Source organism: Erythrobacter sp. KY5, assembly GCF_003264115.1.
Taxonomy (GTDB): Bacteria; Pseudomonadota; Alphaproteobacteria; order Sphingomonadales; family Sphingomonadaceae; genus Erythrobacter.
On record NZ_CP021912.1, the window covers coordinates 1993335 to 2010424 of the forward strand.

Genomic DNA, 17090 nt, shown 5'->3' on the forward strand with positions numbered 1-17090 from the left:
GTGGCAGCGCTAAGGCGCTTCTACCGTTACAACATCATGACAGCGAACGCGCGCGCAACCTGTCGCTTGTCAGCTGATCCACGCTTGTCACTCCCATCAAGCGCATACCGCGTTCGATCTCGTCCTTCAGAATGTCGAGCGCGCGGGTAACGCCTGCTTCACCCGCAGCCGCCAGCGCGTAGAGGTAAAGCCTGCCGCCCGAGGCCGCCGTAGCACCGCCGCACATGGCTTTGAGCACATGCGTCCCGCGCCTGACACCGCCGTCGCAAATTATCTCGATCTCGCCCCCGACCGCATCGACAATTTCGGCCAGCTGGTCAAAAGGCGCGCGGCTGCCGTCCAGTTGCCTGCCGCCATGATTGGAGATCATGATCGCATCGGCGCCAATCTCGACCGCGCGGCGTGCATCGCCCGCGCTCATCACGCCCTTGAGCACGAAAGTCCCGCCCCATTGTTCGCGAATGGCGGCGGCGGTCGACCAGTCCATCGAGGTGTCGAGCATCGTGTTGAAATATTCCGCAATGCTGACCGCCTCGCTCGACCCTTCGCTGACATGCGTATCGAGGTTTGGCAGGCGAAACTTCCCGCGAAAGAGATAGTCAAGCGTCCAGCGCGGGCGCGTGGCGTAACTCCAAACGCTTGCGGGGGTGAAGCGGGGCGGGGTGGTGAAGCCGCTCCTCAGGCACCGTTCGCGCTTGCCCGATACGATAGTGTCGACGGTCAGTGCCAGCGCATCGAAACGGGCCGCCTGGCAACGCTCGATCATGTGAGTGTTCAGCCCCTTGTCCTTGTGGACGTAAAGCTGAAACAACTTGGGACCGGAAGTCAGCGCGGCGATCTCTTCGATGCTGCGCGTTGCAAGGCTGGAAATGCCGAACCACAGCCCGTGCTTTTCAGCCGCCCGCGCAACCGCCGTCTCGCCCTGCCAGTGGAACGCGCGCTGAACGGCGGTTGGCGACAGCATCAGCGGCAAGGCGCTCTGGCGCCCCAGGATCGTGCAGGACGTGTCGATCTTCTCCACTCCGGCCAGCACGTCGGGCACCAGGTCGATGCCGTCGTAACTCGCCGTGTTGCGCGCCTTGGTCAGCTCGTCATCTGCTGCGCCGTCGATGTAGTCGAACACCGGGAAGGGCAGCCGCGCTTTCGCCAGCTTTCGAAAGTCATCGATATTGTGGCAGTCGCTCAGCCGCATGCGCATCCCGTCCTGTTGTGCCTTGGTCAGCGTCTTAGCCAAAGCGCGCCCGGTGTCGAGAGAATGCCGCCGGATGCAGGCCCCCGGATCGTTTTCGAATTTCTTGTGCGGCAGGTGTCACCAATCGGCACGACCGAACGAATAGTCATGTGTGCGCCCGCTGCCTGACGGGTGCGCGCTTGGGTGTGGCCGGGGAACGTTCCTCCTAATGCCTCGGTCACATCCTTTTTCGAATGACAAGAGGAACAGCGCGATGGCCAGAGGAACGGGCCTGACCGCAAACAGAAAACGCCCGCGGGACCGTTAAAGTCTCGCGGGCGTTTCCTCCTGCGAACGTCAGAACCTCTGATCGGTGCTGCGTTGCTATTTGGTTTGTCGAGCAATCAGCCGCAGAACACCTCGGTGATGGTGCTGTCTTCATCGGCTCGGATGTTGAGGCGGTCTGGATTGGTCGAGCCTGCTTCGGCTTCCGCTTCGACATCGACTTCCTCGCCTGGCTCGAGGAAGCGCACGATCGCCTGCGGTTCGATGGCGTCCAGCAGAGCGGTGCGGCTTTCAAGGTTCAGCGTCTGACCGACGAATGGCTCGGCAAGATTGGCGCGGCAGGCGCTATCGATTTCGCCCACTTCTTCGGCGGCAACTTCGGGTTCCGGCAAGGCGCGCTCGACAGCGGCCACATCGACCGGGGCATCAGGCATGGGTTCTGCGTCGGCGCTGGTCGCCTCACCGCAAGCCGACAGGGCAAGCGGAAGGGCGACGAGAGCGGTGATGGCGGCAGTTTTCATAGTCATGTTCCTAGCAATACACGAAAAGGGGTGAAAGTTCCGCATCAGCACTCCGACCGTGCGAAGGAGAAACGCTCTTCCAGCTGGGCGAGCGTGTAGGTTTGGGCGATCATGTCACCGGGGCAGGGGACATAAGACGGGTCCTGCGTGAGGCAGCCTTCGCCGCACACCATGCGAGCGGTCGCAGTTTCATGGTCGATATGCCAGAGCCGCCCGCCGGGGGTCGCGACATATCCATCCATGCCGCTTGCGACGTCGCTCCTTATGTCGATGGTGGAGGGGACTTCGCCGTCATAGGCTTCCGAATGTTTCCCGTGCGTGTGGAAGCTTGCAACGGGAACCATGCCCGGTTCGTCGAAATAGGCGATGTTGCAACTGGCCTGTTCGCCGGGGCGCGAGTTTGTCGCGCCGAGCGTTCCATCGCTGGTTTCGAAGACGATCCCGCAAAGCTCGATATCGCCGGCGAAGCTTTGAGGTTGAAGCGCGTCCAGCCGTTCTTTTGCGAAGGCCTGCACTTCGGGCTGAGCAATGGTCGCGACGAGGGCGTCAGTGCCTTTCACATTCAGATAGGCACGCGCCACGATCACCACGAAGGCGAGCGCGCAAATGGCGTAGATAATGCGGGTGGTGGACGAGTTCATGCGCCCACCACCCGTGCCTTTAGTTCTTCGTCTTGTCGACCAGCTTGTTGGCGCTGATCCACGGCATCATTCCGCGAAGCTCTGCGCCGGTTTTCTCGATCGGATGCGCCTCGGCGCGCTTGCGAGCGGCCTTCAGCTCGGGCTGGCCCGCGCGGTTGTCGAGCACGAAATTCTTTACGAAGCGACCCGACTGGATATCGTCGAGAACGCGCTTCATTTCGGCCTTGGTCTCATCGGTGATGATGCGCGGTCCGGTGGTGATGTCGCCATATTCTGCGGTGTTGCTGATGGAATAGCGCATGTTCGCGATGCCGCCTTCGTAGAGCAGATCGACGATCAGCTTCGTTTCGTGGAGGCATTCGAAATAGGCCATTTCAGGCGCATATCCGGCTTCGGTCAGCGTTTCGAAACCGGCCTGGATCAGGTGAGTGATGCCGCCGCATAGGACAGCCTGTTCGCCGAACAGATCGGTCTCGCATTCCTCGCGGAAGTTTGTCTCGATGATGCCGCTGCGTCCGCCGCCAACACCCGATGCATAGGCAAGGGCAATGTCCTTCGCAGAGCCGCTCGAATCCTGATGGACGGCGATGAGGCAGGGGACACCGCCGCCGCGCTGATATTCGCTGCGAACGGTATGACCGGGGCCTTTGGGCGCGATCATGATGACGTCGATATCCTGCGGCGCTTCGATAAGGCCAAAGTGGATGTTGAGGCCGTGGGCAAAGGCAATCGCGCTGCCCGGCTTCATGTGGCCGGCGAGATCGTTTTCCCAGATCGCTGCCTGGTGCTCATCGGGCGCGAGAATCATCACGATATCGGCCCACTTGGCGGCTTCTGTGTTGGAAAGCACCTTGAAGCCTGCATCTTCGGCCTTCTTGGCGGTGGCAGAGCCTTCGCGCAGCGCAATCGCTACCTCTTCGACGCCGCTGTCGCGCAGGTTCTGCGCATGGGCGTGGCCCTGCGAGCCATAGCCGAGCACGGCGATCTTCTTCGATTTGATCAGGCCAAGATCGGCGTCGGCGTCGTAATAGACTTTCATGAAGGTTCCCTCTGATTGATTTGCGAATTGGTTGAAATTCTGGCGGTGGACGTGGGCAGCTTCAGGCCTCTTCGGCTCCGCGCATCATGCCCACCACGCCCGAACGGCCCACACTAACGAGGCCAAGCTCTCGCATCAGGACGATGAAGCTGTCGATCTTGTCAGGCGCGCCGGTGAGTTCGAAGACGAAGCTTTGCGTGGTCGTATCGACGACTTTGGCGCGGAACAGTTCTGCGATCCGCAGCGCCTCGACCCGCGCTTCACCTTTGCCAGCGACCTTTATAAGCGCAAGTTCGCGTTCAACATGCGGGCCGGCAGCCGTGAGGTCGGTGACCTTGTGAACGGGCACAAGCCGATCGAGCTGCGCTTCGATCTGGTCGATCACGTGCGGCGGGCCATTCGTTACGACCGTGATGCGGCTGACCGCGTGATCGTCCGTGATATCGGCCACGGTAAGGCTGTCGATGTTGTAGCCGCGCGCGGTGAACAGGCCGGTGATCTTGGCAAGGATACCGGGCTCGTTATCGACCGTAACGGTCAGAACATGACGTTCGCTCTCGGCGCTTTGGATTTTCATCACACAAGAGCCTTCGCTTCGTCGTCCATCGTCCCCTCGACGCTGTCGCCATAAAGCAGCATGTCGGTATGCGCAGCGCCGGACGGAATCATCGGCAGGCAATTGGCATCCTGGGCAACGCAGCAATCGACGATCACCGGACCATCATGCGCCATCATTTCCATGATCCCTGCATCGAGCCCGGCTTCCTCCGTGATGCGAATACCCTTCCAGCCATAAGCTTCGCCAAGCGCGACGAAATCAGGAAGGCTGTCGCTGTAGGAGTTCGAATACCGGCTCTCATAGGTCAGTTCCTGCCACTGGCGGACCATGCCCATATATTCGTTGTTGAGGATGAAGATCTTGATCGGCAGGCGATACTGCGATGCCGTGCCAAGCTCCTGAATGTTCATCTGGATCGAGGCTTCACCGGCAATATCGATCACCAGCGCGTCCGGATGGCCCAGCTGTGCGCCGATGGCCGCCGGCATACCGTAGCCCATGGTGCCGAGCCCGCCGCTGGTGAGCCACTTGTTGGGTTCATCGAAACCGAAATATTGCGCAGCCCACATCTGGTGCTGGCCCACCTCGGTCGAGACGATGGGCTTTCTATTCTTCGTCAGAGCGTAGAGCCGCTCGACCGCCTTTTGCGGCATGATGGCGTTCGGGTTCTTCTTCGACCGTTCGGGATAGGAAAGGCACTCACGCGCGCGCCATCCGGCGATGCGGGCTTTCCATTCGCCAAGATCACGCGGTTTGCGCGTTCCCCACGCTTCGACCAACTGGCCAAGCACGGTCGCGCAGTCGCCGACGATCCCGATATCGACCGGTACAGTCTTGTTGATCGAGCTGCGGTCGATGTCGATGTGGATTTTCTTGCTCTCGGGCGAAAAAGCATCGAGCCGTCCGGTCACGCGGTCATCAAAGCGCGCGCCGACGCAGACCATCACGTCGCACTTATTCATCGCCATGTTGGCTTCGTAAGTGCCATGCATACCCAGCATGCCGAGCCAGTCGGGATGAGTGTTCGGGAATGCGCCAAGCCCCATCAGCGTCGATGTAAGCGGCGCGTTGGTCAGATCCTGCAACTTGCGGAGCAGCTCGCTGGCTTCGGGGCCTGAATTGATGACGCCGCCGCCTGTGTACAGGATCGGCGCATCTGCGTTTGCGATAAGGTCGACAGCTTCCGCAATCTGGTCAGCGGGCGCGACCATTTGCGGCGCATAGCGATGCGATCCGGGCGCGACGTAGGAACTGCTTTTCGACGGGACCGCAATCTGTACGTCTTTGGGAATATCGACAACGACCGGGCCCGGGCGGCCCGTCGTGGCGATGCGGAAAGCTTCCTCGACCGTTGCGACAAGGTCGGCCGGGTCTTTGACGAGGTAATTATGTTTGGTGCAGTGGCGGGTGATGCCGACCGTATCGGCTTCCTGGAATGCATCGGTTCCGATTAGCCCGGTGGGAACCTGTCCGGTGATAACCACCAGCGGAATCGAGTCCATATACGCATCGGCAATTGCGGTGACCGCATTGGTTGCGCCAGGCCCGCTGGTGACGAGAACGACGCCCGGCTTACCCGTCGCGCGCGCGTACCCTTCGGCGGCGTGACCCGCGCCTGCTTCATGGCGCACGAGAATGTGGCGAATGCGTTCGTCTCCGAAAAGCTCGTCGTAAATGGGAAGGACCGCGCCGCCCGGATATCCGAATACGAATTCGACCCCCTGATCGACCAGGCATTCCATCAACAAGGCGGCTCCTGAACGCTGCGCCACTTTTATTCTCCTAGATATGAAAACGGCCCGAAGCGGATATTCGCATCGGGCCGGTCAGGATATTCGTGTTTCACAAATTCCCGGTCAGCCCGTTACCCCTACAAGAATGACAATAAGCATGACCGAAACCTCAAAACTGCTGTGCGCTACGCCGTGTAGCGGTCTTTTGTGACAAACCCAAGTGCGTAGCCTCTCGCGAACCGAAGGGCTGTGTTGGAGAGCGTCGCTATAGGTTAGAATATAACGCGTCAATGATTAAGTTTGAAATAATCCTGCAAAAATGGATTTGGTGTCGATATTTTGGGACTCGACACGGTTCCAATCTTCCGGACACTGATTGCGCAGCCACGTGAATTGGCGCTTCGCATATTGGCGCGTGGACCGGGCACCAGCCTCAATCGCCTCTTCCTTCGTTGCTTCGCCGCGGATCATGGCTGCGATCTCGGGTACGCCGATTGCGCGCATTACCGGAAGGTCGGGTGAAAGATCGCGGGCGAGCAGAGCCTCGACCTCTTCGACCGCGCCGCTATCGACCATCGCAGCAAAGCGAACGTCGCAGCGGTCATAGACCCACTGACGCTCCGGCATCATCACGATAGCGTGAAGCGATACCTCGTCGCCGAGCCCCCCGGTCTTGGCCTGCTGCCAGTCGCCGAGTGTCACACCGGTCGAACGCTTCACTTCGAGCGCCCTTGCGATACGCTGCGTGTCACCCGGCTCCAACTCGGCAGCGCGCACGGGGTCTTCAATCTGGAGCGCCGCATAAGCGACCTGCTTTTCCATTGCGCGCACGACCTCGCGCACTTCTGGTTCGATTTCTGGGATGGGGGCGATGCCTTCGAGCAGGACTTTGAGATACATCCCCGTTCCGCCCACGAGTATCGGGACCAGGCCGCTCGCGTGACAATCCTCGATCTCGGCTTTCGCGCGGGCCGCCCAGTCTGCGGCCGAGCACGCTTCTGCCCCGTCCCAGGTACCGTAGAGTCGATGCTCGCACACGTCGCGCTCTTCCGCGCTTGGGGCAGCGGAAAGGATCGGGATATCCGCGTAAACCTGCATGGAATCGGCATTGATGATCACGCCGGTCCGTCCGGACTTTTCCAGCTCTTTGGCAAGGTCGAGCGCATTCGCGCTCTTGCCGCTCGCGGTGGGCCCTGCAATGAGCGCGAGAGGCCGCGCGTCAGCGGTGCTGCTTGGAGATTTCTTGGTGCTCATCGCGCGTCTGATAGCAGACCAGTCGAAATGGGAAACACAGCGCGATGAAATGGACCGCGCCTTACCGAAGGGCGTCGGTCGCATTCACGCGATCGGTAGAGCGATAGCGCCGGCTCAGTTGCGGCCCGACTCTTTCGTAAAGTTGCCGATTTCACCAACCGTTCTGGAGATGCAGTTCCCGTTCGATGACGCCGGCCTCGCTCACAAGATAATCAAGACGCATTTCGCGCCCACAGATTTTCTGTACAGCGATGAACGCATCAAGGTCCCCAGCTTGTTCATCTCGGACATGGATTCCACCATGATCGGGCAGGAATGTATCGATGAGCTTGCCGACTACGCCGGGATAAAGCCGCAGATCGCCGAGATCACCGAACGCGCCATGCAAGGCGAGCTCGACTTCGAAAGCGCGCTGCGCGAGCGAGTAGGTCTGCTCGAAGGGCTGGAGGAAAGCGCGATCGACCGCTGTCTGGCTGAGCGGATCAGGCCGACACGGGGCGCAAAGACGCTGGTTTCGACGCTCAAGTCGCTGGGTTGTCGCTGCGTGCTGGTGACGGGCGGGTTTCACCATTTCGGCGACCGCGTGGCTGAATGGCTCGGGTTTGACCGGGTGGTGGGCAACCGGCTCCAGGTTGCCGATGGCAAGCTGACCGGAAAGCTCGATGGGCCGATCTCGGATGCGAGCACCAAGCTCGCCGCGCTCAGGCAAGAAGCCGAATACCTGCCCGAAGGTGCGACCATCCTCGCCAGCGGGGACGGGGCAAACGACATCCCGATGATCGAAGCGGCGCATTACGGGTTCGCTTACCGCGCCAAGCCCCTTGCGCGTGCAGCAGCAAATGGCCGGGTCGACAGCGAGTATTTGACCGCGATCCTTTCTCTCCTCGGCATCGACCGTAAGGACTGGGTCGAGGCTTGATTTCAGCCGCTCCACACCGCAGCGATTATCGCCCCGATATCGAGGGGTTGCGCGCGGTTGCTGTCGGGGCGGTGCTGCTGTTTCACCTTGGCTTCGAAACCATCAGCGGCGGCTTCATCGGAGTCGACATTTTCTTCGTCATCTCCGGTTTCCTGATCGGCGGCATAGTCTTTCGCGAGATCGAGGGCGGCACTTTCAGGTTTGGCGCGTACCTGATGCGCCGTGTGCGCAGGATCGTGCCGGTTATGCTGCTGGTCTTGGCAGCGGTGACAGTCGCGGCCTGCGCGGTGCTTATGCCGACCGAGCTGGAAGGCTATGCGTGGAGCCTTGGATTTTCAGCGCTCTTCCTCGCCAACTTCCATTTCTGGCTTCACCGAGGGACCTATGCCGAGTCCGAGCATGAAGTGCTGCTCCACATGTGGACACTGGGAGTTGAAGGGCAGTTCTATCTTGTCCTGCCGCTTATCCTGATCGTGTTGATGCGCTTTGGGCGGATGGGCGTGCTAGTTGGTCTTGCAGCTCTTGCAGTTGCGTCGGCTGCTGCATCGCTGCATTATCCGGCGGCAAGTTTCTACATGTTGCCCGCGCGGCTGTGGGAATTCATTCTCGGAGTGTTCATCGCGGTTGCGCCACTTCCGCTCGTTCATCTGCGCTGGGTCAGGGAACTGCTTGGCGTGGCAGGGTTAGCCTGCATCGCCTATGCGGCGCTTGCTTTTCATGTCGATACACCATTTCCAGGATGGCGCGCGGCGATCCCTTGCCTTGGCGCTGCGGCTGTCATCGCAGCAGGATCGGGTGGGGAAACGTTGGTGGGCCGGGCGCTGCAAGTCACGCCGATGCGCTTTTTAGGTCGGATATCCTATTCCCTGTACCTGTGGCATTGGCCGGTGATTGTCCTGTTGCTGCTTGGTCTTCCCGCTGGCGAGCTCGACCTTGAATTGCAATTGATCGCAGCAGGCCTGTCTGTCGCGCTGGCTGCTGCGAGCTGGAAGTTCGTTGAAGAGCCGTTTCGGAGAGGCCGCGTTGGAAGAGCCATGGTCGGGCGGGGGAGTGCAGCTGTCACTGCGGGCCTTGTCGCTATAGCGCTCGCACTGTCCTTCACGTCAGGATGGCCGCAGCGGTTCACCGAGCGCGGGCAGGATCTCGCGGCGTATATGGAGTATCCGATCAACGACGTGTTCGGGTCGGGCCAATGCTTCATTCACCATCGAAGTCAGACCTTCGATCAGCAGGCATGCCTTGTGCGCGGCGACAACAAGCCGCGCGTTCTGCTGATGGGAGACAGTCACGCGGCGCATCTCGCACCGGGTCTCATCGCGAGTTTTCCGGGCAGCGCCGTCAGCCAGGTTACTGCCGCAGGATGTCGCCCCCTTATCGAGCAGCAGCGCGCAACATACCCTTTCTGCGGCGAGCTTATGATGAAAGCCTATTCCGACTATGCGGCGGAGCACGGTTCGGACCTGATCGTGCTGGCCGGTCGCTGGGAGCGGGGTGACCTGCCGGGGCTTTCGTCAACGCTCAAACAGCTAAAGCGGGAAGGGCGGGCGTTGCTTCTGATCGGGCCAGCGGCAGAGTGGTCGCAATTCGTCCCGCGGCTTTTGACCCTTGCGCAGGAGCGGCAACAGGACACCCGGCTTGCCGACTCAATGCGGCTTGAGGAGCGCGGCGAGCTGGACCGGGACATGGCCGCGATGGCCGCAGAATTGGGTGTGCCCTATGCGTCCATTCACACGATGCAGTGCGACGGGGAGCAATGCCGGTATTTCTCGCCTGACGGTGCGCCGCTTTTGGTCGACAACAGTCATTTCACCTTCGAGGCAAGCAAGCTGTATGCCTCACAGATTGAGCATCCCGCGCTAATTCGCGCCATGGATTGAGCGCTCAGCGCGATGAGCCGGTTCTAGGTGGGTCTTGATTGAATACCTAATTCTGCTATTTACATAAGTGTAAGTAAGAGGTGCTAGCGGGTCTTTTATCGCCCAACCCCAGCACCGCCCACGCGAAGAAGGCCAGCCGCCATGACCGATTGTTTCGATCTGTTTGCATCCGACGGCACCGTCCTGCGGGACCCGAACCGTCCAGAGCCGCGCTATTCCCTGCCGCGCGCGATCAAGAATTTTCGCCTTCTGATGAAGGACAAGGAAGACACCAGCCTTGTCTTCAAGATTTATGAGTCGCTCCCTTCGAAGCAATTCATGCCGCGAGTGAAGAACCTGACGCTTTCGCAGCATGGCCAGTATCTGCGCGAGACCGAGCCCAATCTTCCCGAAATTCTCGACAACCATGCCGAGCTTCGCAAGACGCCCAAGGGGTCGCTGGCTCACGCCTATTGCGACTTCATGGAGACAGAAGGCCTGACAGCTGCTGGTCTGGTTGCCGAAGCGGACAAGCTTGGCCGTCCGAAATACGATGACCTCGTTCAATGGTTTGGCGATCGCTCGCGCGACACGCATGATCTTTTCCACGTGCTGACCGGTTATGGCCGCGATGCTTTGGGTGAGCAGTGCGTATTGCTGTTCACGCACGGCCAGTCGCCGACGCAGGGCCACCTGCTGATCGGCTATGCCGGTGCCGCCAATATCAAGAAGATGGTCTGGGGTTCGAACGCGCCGGTCATGGGCGCAGTTCGCCAGGCAAAGGCCACCGGTCGCGGCGCAGCTCGCCTGATTGAACAGCCGATCCGCGAACTGCTCAAGCAGCCGGTCGACGGCGTGCGCAGCGCGCTCAACATTCCCGAGCCCACACAGTATCGCGAATGCCACCGCATCTGGCGCGAAGAGGGCATCGACCCGTACAACCTCCTCGCAAGCGAAAACACTCCGCAGGAATTGGCTTCGGCCTGATCCGCGTCAGAGCACGAGGTGAGAAACAGCCGCTAGAGCCAGCTTGCAATCTGGCTCAGCGGCTTTTTCTGTAGGGCGTGCGCCGGGACAGTTGCGTCGTCTGACGGATGGCCGACGACAACGATCATCAGCGGTTTTTCCCATTCAGGCCGCTCGCACGCTTCACGCAGAAAACCCATGGGTGAGGGCGTGTGCGTGAGAGTGGCAAGACCCGCTTCGTGCAATGTCGCGATAAGCATCCCGCAAGCAATCCCGACACTTTCATTGACGTAATAGTTTTGCGTCTTGCCATCCTCTTCGATCCCGCCCTTTCGCTGGGCGAAGACGACGATCAGATAGGGCGCAGTTTCGAGGAACGGCTTGTCCTCGTCAGTGCCAAGGTCCTTGAGAGCGCCGAGCCATTCATCGCTCGCCTTGGGATCATCGCCATCGGCACCATAAAAGCGCCGTTCTTCCGCCTCGGCAGCCTCGCGGATGGCGCGTTTCTTCTTGGGCGAGGATATGACGGCAAAGTGCCATGGCTGGTGGTTCGCGCCGTTGGGCGCGGTGCCGGCCGCTTCGATTGCTGCTTCGATCACTTCGCGAGGGACCGGCGCATCGGAGAAATAGCGGCAGGTCCTGCGTTCTTTCAGCCGGTCGCGAAGTGCCCTTGCGCGAGCGATGCTTTCATCGTCTGGCAGGGTTTCGAGCGAATAAGGGACTGTGTCGTGTTCTTTCATCGCTCCCGTATTCCTGTTTCTGCGATGCGAGGGAAGTGGACAATTAACTTACATCGATGTAAGTAGCGTTGCAGGAGGAAGCTCAGATGCCCTTGATTAATCGTCCACTGGTATCCGAAACCCGCGAACTCACGGGATTTCAGCCACTTAAAGTGCTGCACCACTTTGGAAAGCTGGTCGAAGATAAAGAGGATACCGAGCAGGTATTCCACATTATCGAGGCGACCAAGGGCAAGAAAAGCGTGCGCCAGGCTTGGGATTTTATCCAGTCGCCCGAAGGCCAGCATTTCCTCAAGACCGAAGTCGATATTCCGGCGATGCTCGACGATCATGATCGTTGGGCCGATTTGCCGGAAAACTCGGTCGGCAAACACTATATGGCCTTCATGAAGCGCGAGGGGCTGACCGCAGCGGGTCTTGTTGCGGAGAGCCACAAATGGGCGCCGCCCGAAGATCTGCCGCAGGACCTGACGCAGTGGTATTTTGACCGCTTGCGCGACACGCACGATCTTTTCCACGTGCTGACCGGATATGGCCGCGATGCGCTGGGTGAGGCATGCCTTCTCGGATTTTCCTATTCGCAGAACTACAATCGCGGGATCCAATTCATCGCGTTTGCCGGCGCGCGCCAGATCAAGAAAGTCTCGGGCACCAAGGCTCCGTTATACGCCGCAGTGCGTGAGGGGCAGCGCCTTGGCCGCGCAGCGAAAAAACTGGCGCATATGGATGTCGAAGCTGTGATGCGCGAGGACATTGGCGAGGCTCGCGGGCGTCTCGGCATTGGCAAGCCTGTGCTTTACCGCGAATGCCTGCGAATTCTCGAAGCCGAAGGCACTGCCACCGCTGATCTAACCCTGACAAACGCCGAGGCGGCCTAACTTTCCGCAGGTTCCGGCGTCGCCTTTATCCGGGAAATGTTCCACGCGGCAATACACAGGGCGGTCGCACCGAACAAAGCTGCCAGGAGATATGGCGCACCGGGGAAGTACACCCCTTGTGCATCGGCGAAAGTGCCGAATGCGCGCGTCATGATCAACGGGCCAATGATGCTGGTGATGCTCATGGTGCTCGCGACTGCGCCTTGCAACTCGCCTTGCGCATCGTCGGCGATCCGCTCGCTCATCATTTGCTGTATCGCTGGAAACGCGATTGCTCCCAGGCTGCCGATGACGATGCCGATCACCATGAAATAGCCCGCGGGCGCGAACGCAAACATCAGATTGGCAGGAAGCGATATGATGAAGCCGATAAGGACCGTCCGCGCAGCGCCAATGCGCGCGATCACCTTCCCCGTCAGTGCGCCCTGAGTGATCGCTACCATGACCCCGTAAAGCGCTACGCTGAGACCGATCTGGAGCGTGCTCCACCCGAAAACCAGATCGGTGTGATAGGCCCAGACGGACTGGTGCGACTGCGCTGCCATCTGCATGAAGAAGATCACCGTCAGAAACCCGAAGACGACCGGATGGCGTGCCATCTGGATCAACGTGCCGAGCGGATTGGCGCGCGTGATGGAGAAACCACGGCGCCGATCAGGCGGGAGCGTTTCCTTCAGCAGCCAATATCCGGCAATCGCTCCGCCGATGGCGAGCATGGAGGCGGCTATGAAGGGCAGTCGCACGTCGATTGATCCGAGCAACCCTCCAATACCTGGCCCAATGACGAAACCCGCAGCGCCAGCAGCACCCATGATGCCGAAGAACTTTCCGCGCTCTTCGGGCCTTGCCACATCGGCAATCGCGGAGTTCGCCGCAGCCCAGCTGGCCCCCATGATTCCCGACAGGATGCGGCCCACGAACAGCCAGAACAGCGTCGGAGCCCAGGCCATGATCGCATAATCGACACCCAGCATGAACAGCGTGAACAGCAGCACTGGACGCCGTCCAAAACGGTCGGAAAGCCCACCGATGATCGGCGCGAACGTGAACTGCATGACGGCATAGGCAAACAGCAGCCATCCGCCGATCTGCGCTGTCCGGTCGAGCGTTTCCCCGGTCACTTCTTCGAGCAGCCCCGGCAGCACGGGCACGATCAAGCCGATCCCGACCATGTCGACGAACACGATCAGCGCGACGAAAAACAACGTCGTCGTGTTCGCAGGAGGTTGGGCGCTTTGCTGGCTCATATCAAAGCGCAGTCATCGCGAAGCAGTCGCCTGCGTCAACACAAAGGTGCCAGAGCGCTCCAAGCCCAAAGGCGCGCACCCACCATCTGGGTATGATCAGCATCAGCCCGTATACGAGCGCCGCTTCCCAGCCGTGGAGCAAGTGAAAGCCGACCGAACAGCGCCCCGGATCAAAAATCGGATCGGCAAGCAGATGGTCGAGATCGATCAGGTTCGCCGCGACCATCACGACGCCAGCTCGTTTCCAGCTGTCCCGCCAGATCACGGCAGCGATCAGGAACGGGACGAGGAAATGCCCGCCATAATGCAGAACGGGCTGGAGTAGCTCTATGCTTCCATCCATTCGGCGAAGAAGCTCTGGTGCGCAGCGCGAAGGTCAGCGACGCTCACGCCGAGCAGGCTGTCTCCTCCGACAGTTCCGATACGGTGGAAACCGACCATTTCGGCTTCTGGAATGTCGGGGCCTTCGGCAACCATGCGGTTGAAGGCGTCGGCATTTTCGGGAGAGACCGTCAGCACATAGCGTGCCTGATCTTCGCCGAACCACCACTGCGCAGCTGTATAACCTTCGTAACCGTCGACGAGATCCGCGCCGACATCACCGGCCAGAGCCATCTCGGCAAGCGCGACGGCCAGACCGCCATCGGAAAGGTCGTGAACTGCCGAGAGCAGGTCCGCGCCGATGAGTTTGCGCACAATCTGGCCTGCGCCGAATTCGGCTGCGAGATTTACCGGCGGCGCACGGCCTTCATCGCGGCCTTTGACAACATCGAGCCACATCGACTTTCCGAGATGTGAGCGGGTCGGATCGGGCTTTGCCCAGAATTCAGGTGCGAGAAGGTAGATCGCGTCGCCTTCGGCCTTGAAGGCGGGGGTCACCATCTTCGACGCATCTTCCAAAATGCCCACACCGCCAATGGCCGGCGTGGGGAGGATGGCCGAACCGCCGCCCGTTGCCTTGCTCTCATTATACAGGCTGACATTGCCCGAGACGATCGGGAAGTCGAGCGTGCGGCACGCATCGCCCATACCTTCGAGAGCGTGGACGAACTGGCTCATGATCTCGGGACGCTGCGGGTTGGCGAAATTCAGGCAATTGGTGACGGCCAGAGGTCGCGCGCCTACCGCGCACAAATTGCGATAGGCCTCCGCAATGGCCTGCTTGCCGCCTTCGTACGGGTCGGCATAGACATAGCGCGGAGTGCAATCGGTGCTGATCGCGAGCGCCTTGTTGGTGCCGTGCACCCGCACCACCGCCGCATCGCCGCCGGTCTGGAGGGTGTCGACCATGACCTGGCTGTCATATTGCTCGGCAATCCAGGCCCTTGATGAAAGGTTCGGACTGGCGAGCATTTTGAGCAGGTCTGCGCCCGGATCATCGGTGTCGGGCACGTCCTGCATCGGCGCGATATTTGCCCAGCGCATATACTCCTCTTTCGAGAGGTAAGGGCGGTCATATTCCGGCGCATCTGCGGCAAGCGGACCGAGCGGGATGTCGCACACAACCTCGCCATTCCATTCGAGCACCATGTGGCGCGTGTCGGTGACCTCGCCGATTACCGCAAAATCAAGCTCCCACTTCTCGAAGATCGCCGCAGCCATCTCTTCCTTGCCAGGCTTCAGAACCATGAGCATACGCTCCTGGCTTTCGCTCAGCATCATTTCGTATGGCGTCATGCCCTCTTCGCGGCACGGCACCTTGTCCATGTCGAGCCGAATGCCGGCCTTGCCATTGGTTGCCATTTCGACGCTGGAGGAGGTGAGGCCCGCCGCGCCCATGTCCTGAATTGCGACGATTGCGTCGGTCGCCATCAGTTCGAGGCAGGCTTCGATCAGCAGCTTTTCGGTGAAGGGATCGCCAACCTGCACGGTCGGGCGCTTTGCCTCGGCGTCTTCCTCGAAATCGGCGCTGGCCATTGTTGCGCCGTGAATGCCGTCGCGCCCGGTCTTGGAACCGACATAGACGATCGGATTGCCGACGCCGGTGGCGGCGCTGTAGAAAATCTTGTCCGCATCCGCGATTCCGACCGTCATCGCGTTGACGAGGATGTTGCCGTCATAGGCCGGGTGAAAGTTGGTCTCGCCGCCCACCGTCGGCACACCGACACAATTACCATAGCCGCCAATCCCCGCGACAACGCCTTGCACGAGGTGCTTCATCTTGGGGTGGTCGGGCCGTCCAAAGCGCAGCGCGTTCATGTTCGCCACTGGCCGTGCGCCCATGGTGAATACGTCGCGCAAAATGCCGCCCACACCCGTCGCCGCGCCCTGATAGGGTTCGATGTAGGAGGGGTGGTTGTGGCTCTCCATCTTGAAGATCGCAGCTTGCCCGTCACCGATGTCGATGACGCCCGCATTCTCACCCGGGCCGCAGATGACCCAACCGGCCTCTGTAGGCAGCTTCTTTAGGTGAAGGCGCGAGCTCTTGTAGCTGCAATGCTCGGACCACATGACCGAGAAAATGCCAAGCTCGACAAGGTTCGGCTCACGGCCAAGGCCCGACAGAACGCGTTCGTATTCCTCGGGTGACAGGCCATGCTGTTCGACGATTTCTGGCGTGATTTCGCTCGTATTTGTAGTCATGGGCGATGCCCATAAGTCAGAGGCCCGCTGCCGCCAAGCCGCCTCTTTGGGTAAAATAGCGATTCTCCCCCACCCAGACAGCAAATGCAGTGATGACGGCAAAGGCTACGAGCGCCTGAAGATAGAGGAACAACCCGGCTTCCTCCGGATGCGGACCGAACCAGTTGATCGCCTGCATTGCCAGCATGACGAGCATAAGCAGAACCGGTTGAGCAATCGGACCGCGCGATTTGCTGCAATAATAGAAGAACGCAGCGAGCGTGATCCCGATTTCCAGCGGCATCGCGATTTCGGGAGAATTCCACAGGCCAAGGCCGTAGGTCTTCTCGCCGCCTGCGATCGTGAGGTCAGGTGCGTGAACAAGCCAGTCGAGCGCCCAGTGCGAGGCGACGACCAGTCCGGCCAGCACGCCGCCCAGTGCACTGCGCTGCCAGATCGCGATGATCAGCGCAAAGCCAAGAGCCCATATGCCGGTTCCCGCAAGACTGTGGGTGAACGGATAATAATAAAGGTCGAGCGGCACCATTTCGGTCGCCGCAGGATCGACCCGCATCTTCTCGACCCCGACGATCGCCAATGTGAAAAAGGCCCAGTCCACGAGCTGCGCGGCCACGAAATACGTGCCGAGTTTCGGCCCGCGTGAATAGGCTGCTGCGGCGATGAATGCCGGTGCGAAATGCCCGATGAACATTGGAAAA

The 17090-nt window shown here is 60.3% G+C and carries 16 protein-coding genes; 4 read left to right on the top strand and 12 right to left on the bottom strand.

The window, feature by feature from the left end; all coding sequences use genetic code 11:
• Positions 1 to 34: 34 nt before the first annotated feature.
• The 7 genes from CD351_RS09390 to miaA all read right to left on the bottom strand — a co-directional run bounded on the left by CD351_RS09390 (position 35) and on the right by miaA (position 7203).
• Positions 35 to 1192 (bottom strand): alpha-hydroxy acid oxidase, encoded by a 1158-nt coding sequence (locus CD351_RS09390; protein WP_111993686.1) that lies wholly within the window; start codon positions 1190 to 1192, stop codon positions 35 to 37.
• A gap of 383 nt (positions 1193 to 1575) precedes the next feature.
• Positions 1576 to 1977, bottom strand: a complete 402-nt coding sequence (locus CD351_RS09395; RefSeq protein ID WP_111992409.1) for a hypothetical protein — start codon at positions 1975 to 1977, stop codon at positions 1576 to 1578.
• Positions 1978 to 2021: 44 nt separating this feature from the next.
• Positions 2022 to 2618, bottom strand: coding sequence for a DUF4329 domain-containing protein (locus tag CD351_RS09400; RefSeq protein WP_111992410.1), 597 nt, complete (start codon positions 2616 to 2618; stop codon positions 2022 to 2024).
• Between the two features lie 19 nt (positions 2619 to 2637).
• Positions 2638 to 3657 (bottom strand): ketol-acid reductoisomerase, encoded by a 1020-nt coding sequence (gene ilvC, locus CD351_RS09405; RefSeq protein WP_111992411.1) that lies wholly within the window; start codon positions 3655 to 3657, stop codon positions 2638 to 2640.
• Positions 3658 to 3718: 61 nt separating this feature from the next.
• A complete protein-coding gene (gene ilvN / locus CD351_RS09410; RefSeq protein ID WP_111992412.1) occupies positions 3719 to 4234 on the bottom strand; it encodes an acetolactate synthase small subunit in 516 nt (171 codons plus the stop codon).
• Positions 4234 to 5958, bottom strand: coding sequence for a biosynthetic-type acetolactate synthase large subunit (gene ilvB, locus CD351_RS09415; RefSeq protein ID WP_234027296.1), 1725 nt, complete (start codon positions 5956 to 5958; stop codon positions 4234 to 4236). The genes ilvN and ilvB overlap by 1 nt, the downstream gene beginning before the upstream one ends.
• Positions 5959 to 6243: 285 nt before the next feature.
• Positions 6244 to 7203 carry a tRNA (adenosine(37)-N6)-dimethylallyltransferase MiaA gene (gene miaA / locus CD351_RS09420; RefSeq protein ID WP_111992414.1) on the bottom strand — a complete coding sequence of 320 codons (960 nt, stop codon included), beginning with the start codon at positions 7201 to 7203 and terminating at the stop codon, positions 6244 to 6246.
• Between miaA and serB the strand changes: the two genes are divergently transcribed.
• From serB to CD351_RS09435, 3 genes are all read left to right on the top strand, one after another.
• Entirely contained in the window at positions 7196 to 8122 is a 927-nt protein-coding gene (gene serB, locus CD351_RS09425; protein ID WP_369880229.1) for a phosphoserine phosphatase SerB, read from the top strand. The two genes, miaA and serB, sit on opposite strands and share 8 nt — an antisense overlap.
• On the top strand, positions 8119 to 9999 hold the full coding sequence (locus CD351_RS09430; protein WP_162627677.1) for an acyltransferase family protein: 1881 nt from the start codon (positions 8119 to 8121) through the stop codon (positions 9997 to 9999). The genes serB and CD351_RS09430 overlap by 4 nt, the downstream gene beginning before the upstream one ends.
• 141 nt (positions 10000 to 10140) lie before the next feature.
• A complete protein-coding gene (locus tag CD351_RS09435; protein ID WP_111992417.1) occupies positions 10141 to 10965 on the top strand; it encodes a Coq4 family protein in 825 nt (274 codons plus the stop codon).
• A gap of 32 nt (positions 10966 to 10997) precedes the next feature.
• On the opposite strand, the gene CD351_RS09440 is transcribed toward CD351_RS09435, so the two are convergent.
• On the bottom strand, positions 10998 to 11684 hold the full coding sequence (locus CD351_RS09440) for a nitroreductase family protein (RefSeq protein WP_111992418.1): 687 nt from the start codon (positions 11682 to 11684) through the stop codon (positions 10998 to 11000).
• Between the two features lie 86 nt (positions 11685 to 11770).
• On the opposite strand from CD351_RS09440, the gene CD351_RS09445 reads away from it, so the two are divergent.
• Entirely contained in the window at positions 11771 to 12562 is a 792-nt protein-coding gene (locus CD351_RS09445) for a Coq4 family protein (protein WP_111992419.1), read from the top strand.
• Here CD351_RS09445 and CD351_RS09450 read toward each other — a convergent pair.
• Genes CD351_RS09450 through CD351_RS09465 form a run of 4 tightly spaced genes read right to left on the bottom strand, consistent with a single transcriptional unit; the run spans position 12559 to position 17083 of the window.
• Positions 12559 to 13809: a TCR/Tet family MFS transporter gene (locus CD351_RS09450; RefSeq protein ID WP_111992420.1), complete on the bottom strand. Its 1251-nt coding sequence runs from the start codon at positions 13807 to 13809 to the stop codon at positions 12559 to 12561. The two genes, CD351_RS09445 and CD351_RS09450, sit on opposite strands and share 4 nt — an antisense overlap.
• A gap of 1 nt (position 13810) precedes the next feature.
• Positions 13811 to 14152, bottom strand: a complete 342-nt coding sequence (locus CD351_RS09455) for a DUF6122 family protein (protein ID WP_111992421.1) — start codon at positions 14150 to 14152, stop codon at positions 13811 to 13813.
• A complete protein-coding gene (purL, locus tag CD351_RS09460) occupies positions 14137 to 16392 on the bottom strand; it encodes a phosphoribosylformylglycinamidine synthase subunit PurL (protein WP_111992422.1) in 2256 nt (751 codons plus the stop codon). The genes CD351_RS09455 and purL overlap by 16 nt, the downstream gene beginning before the upstream one ends.
• Positions 16393 to 16408: 16 nt before the next feature.
• Complete coding sequence (locus tag CD351_RS09465; RefSeq protein ID WP_111992423.1) at positions 16409 to 17083, bottom strand: hypothetical protein; 675 nt, start codon at positions 17081 to 17083, stop codon at positions 16409 to 16411.
• Positions 17084 to 17090: the final 7 nt, after the last annotated feature.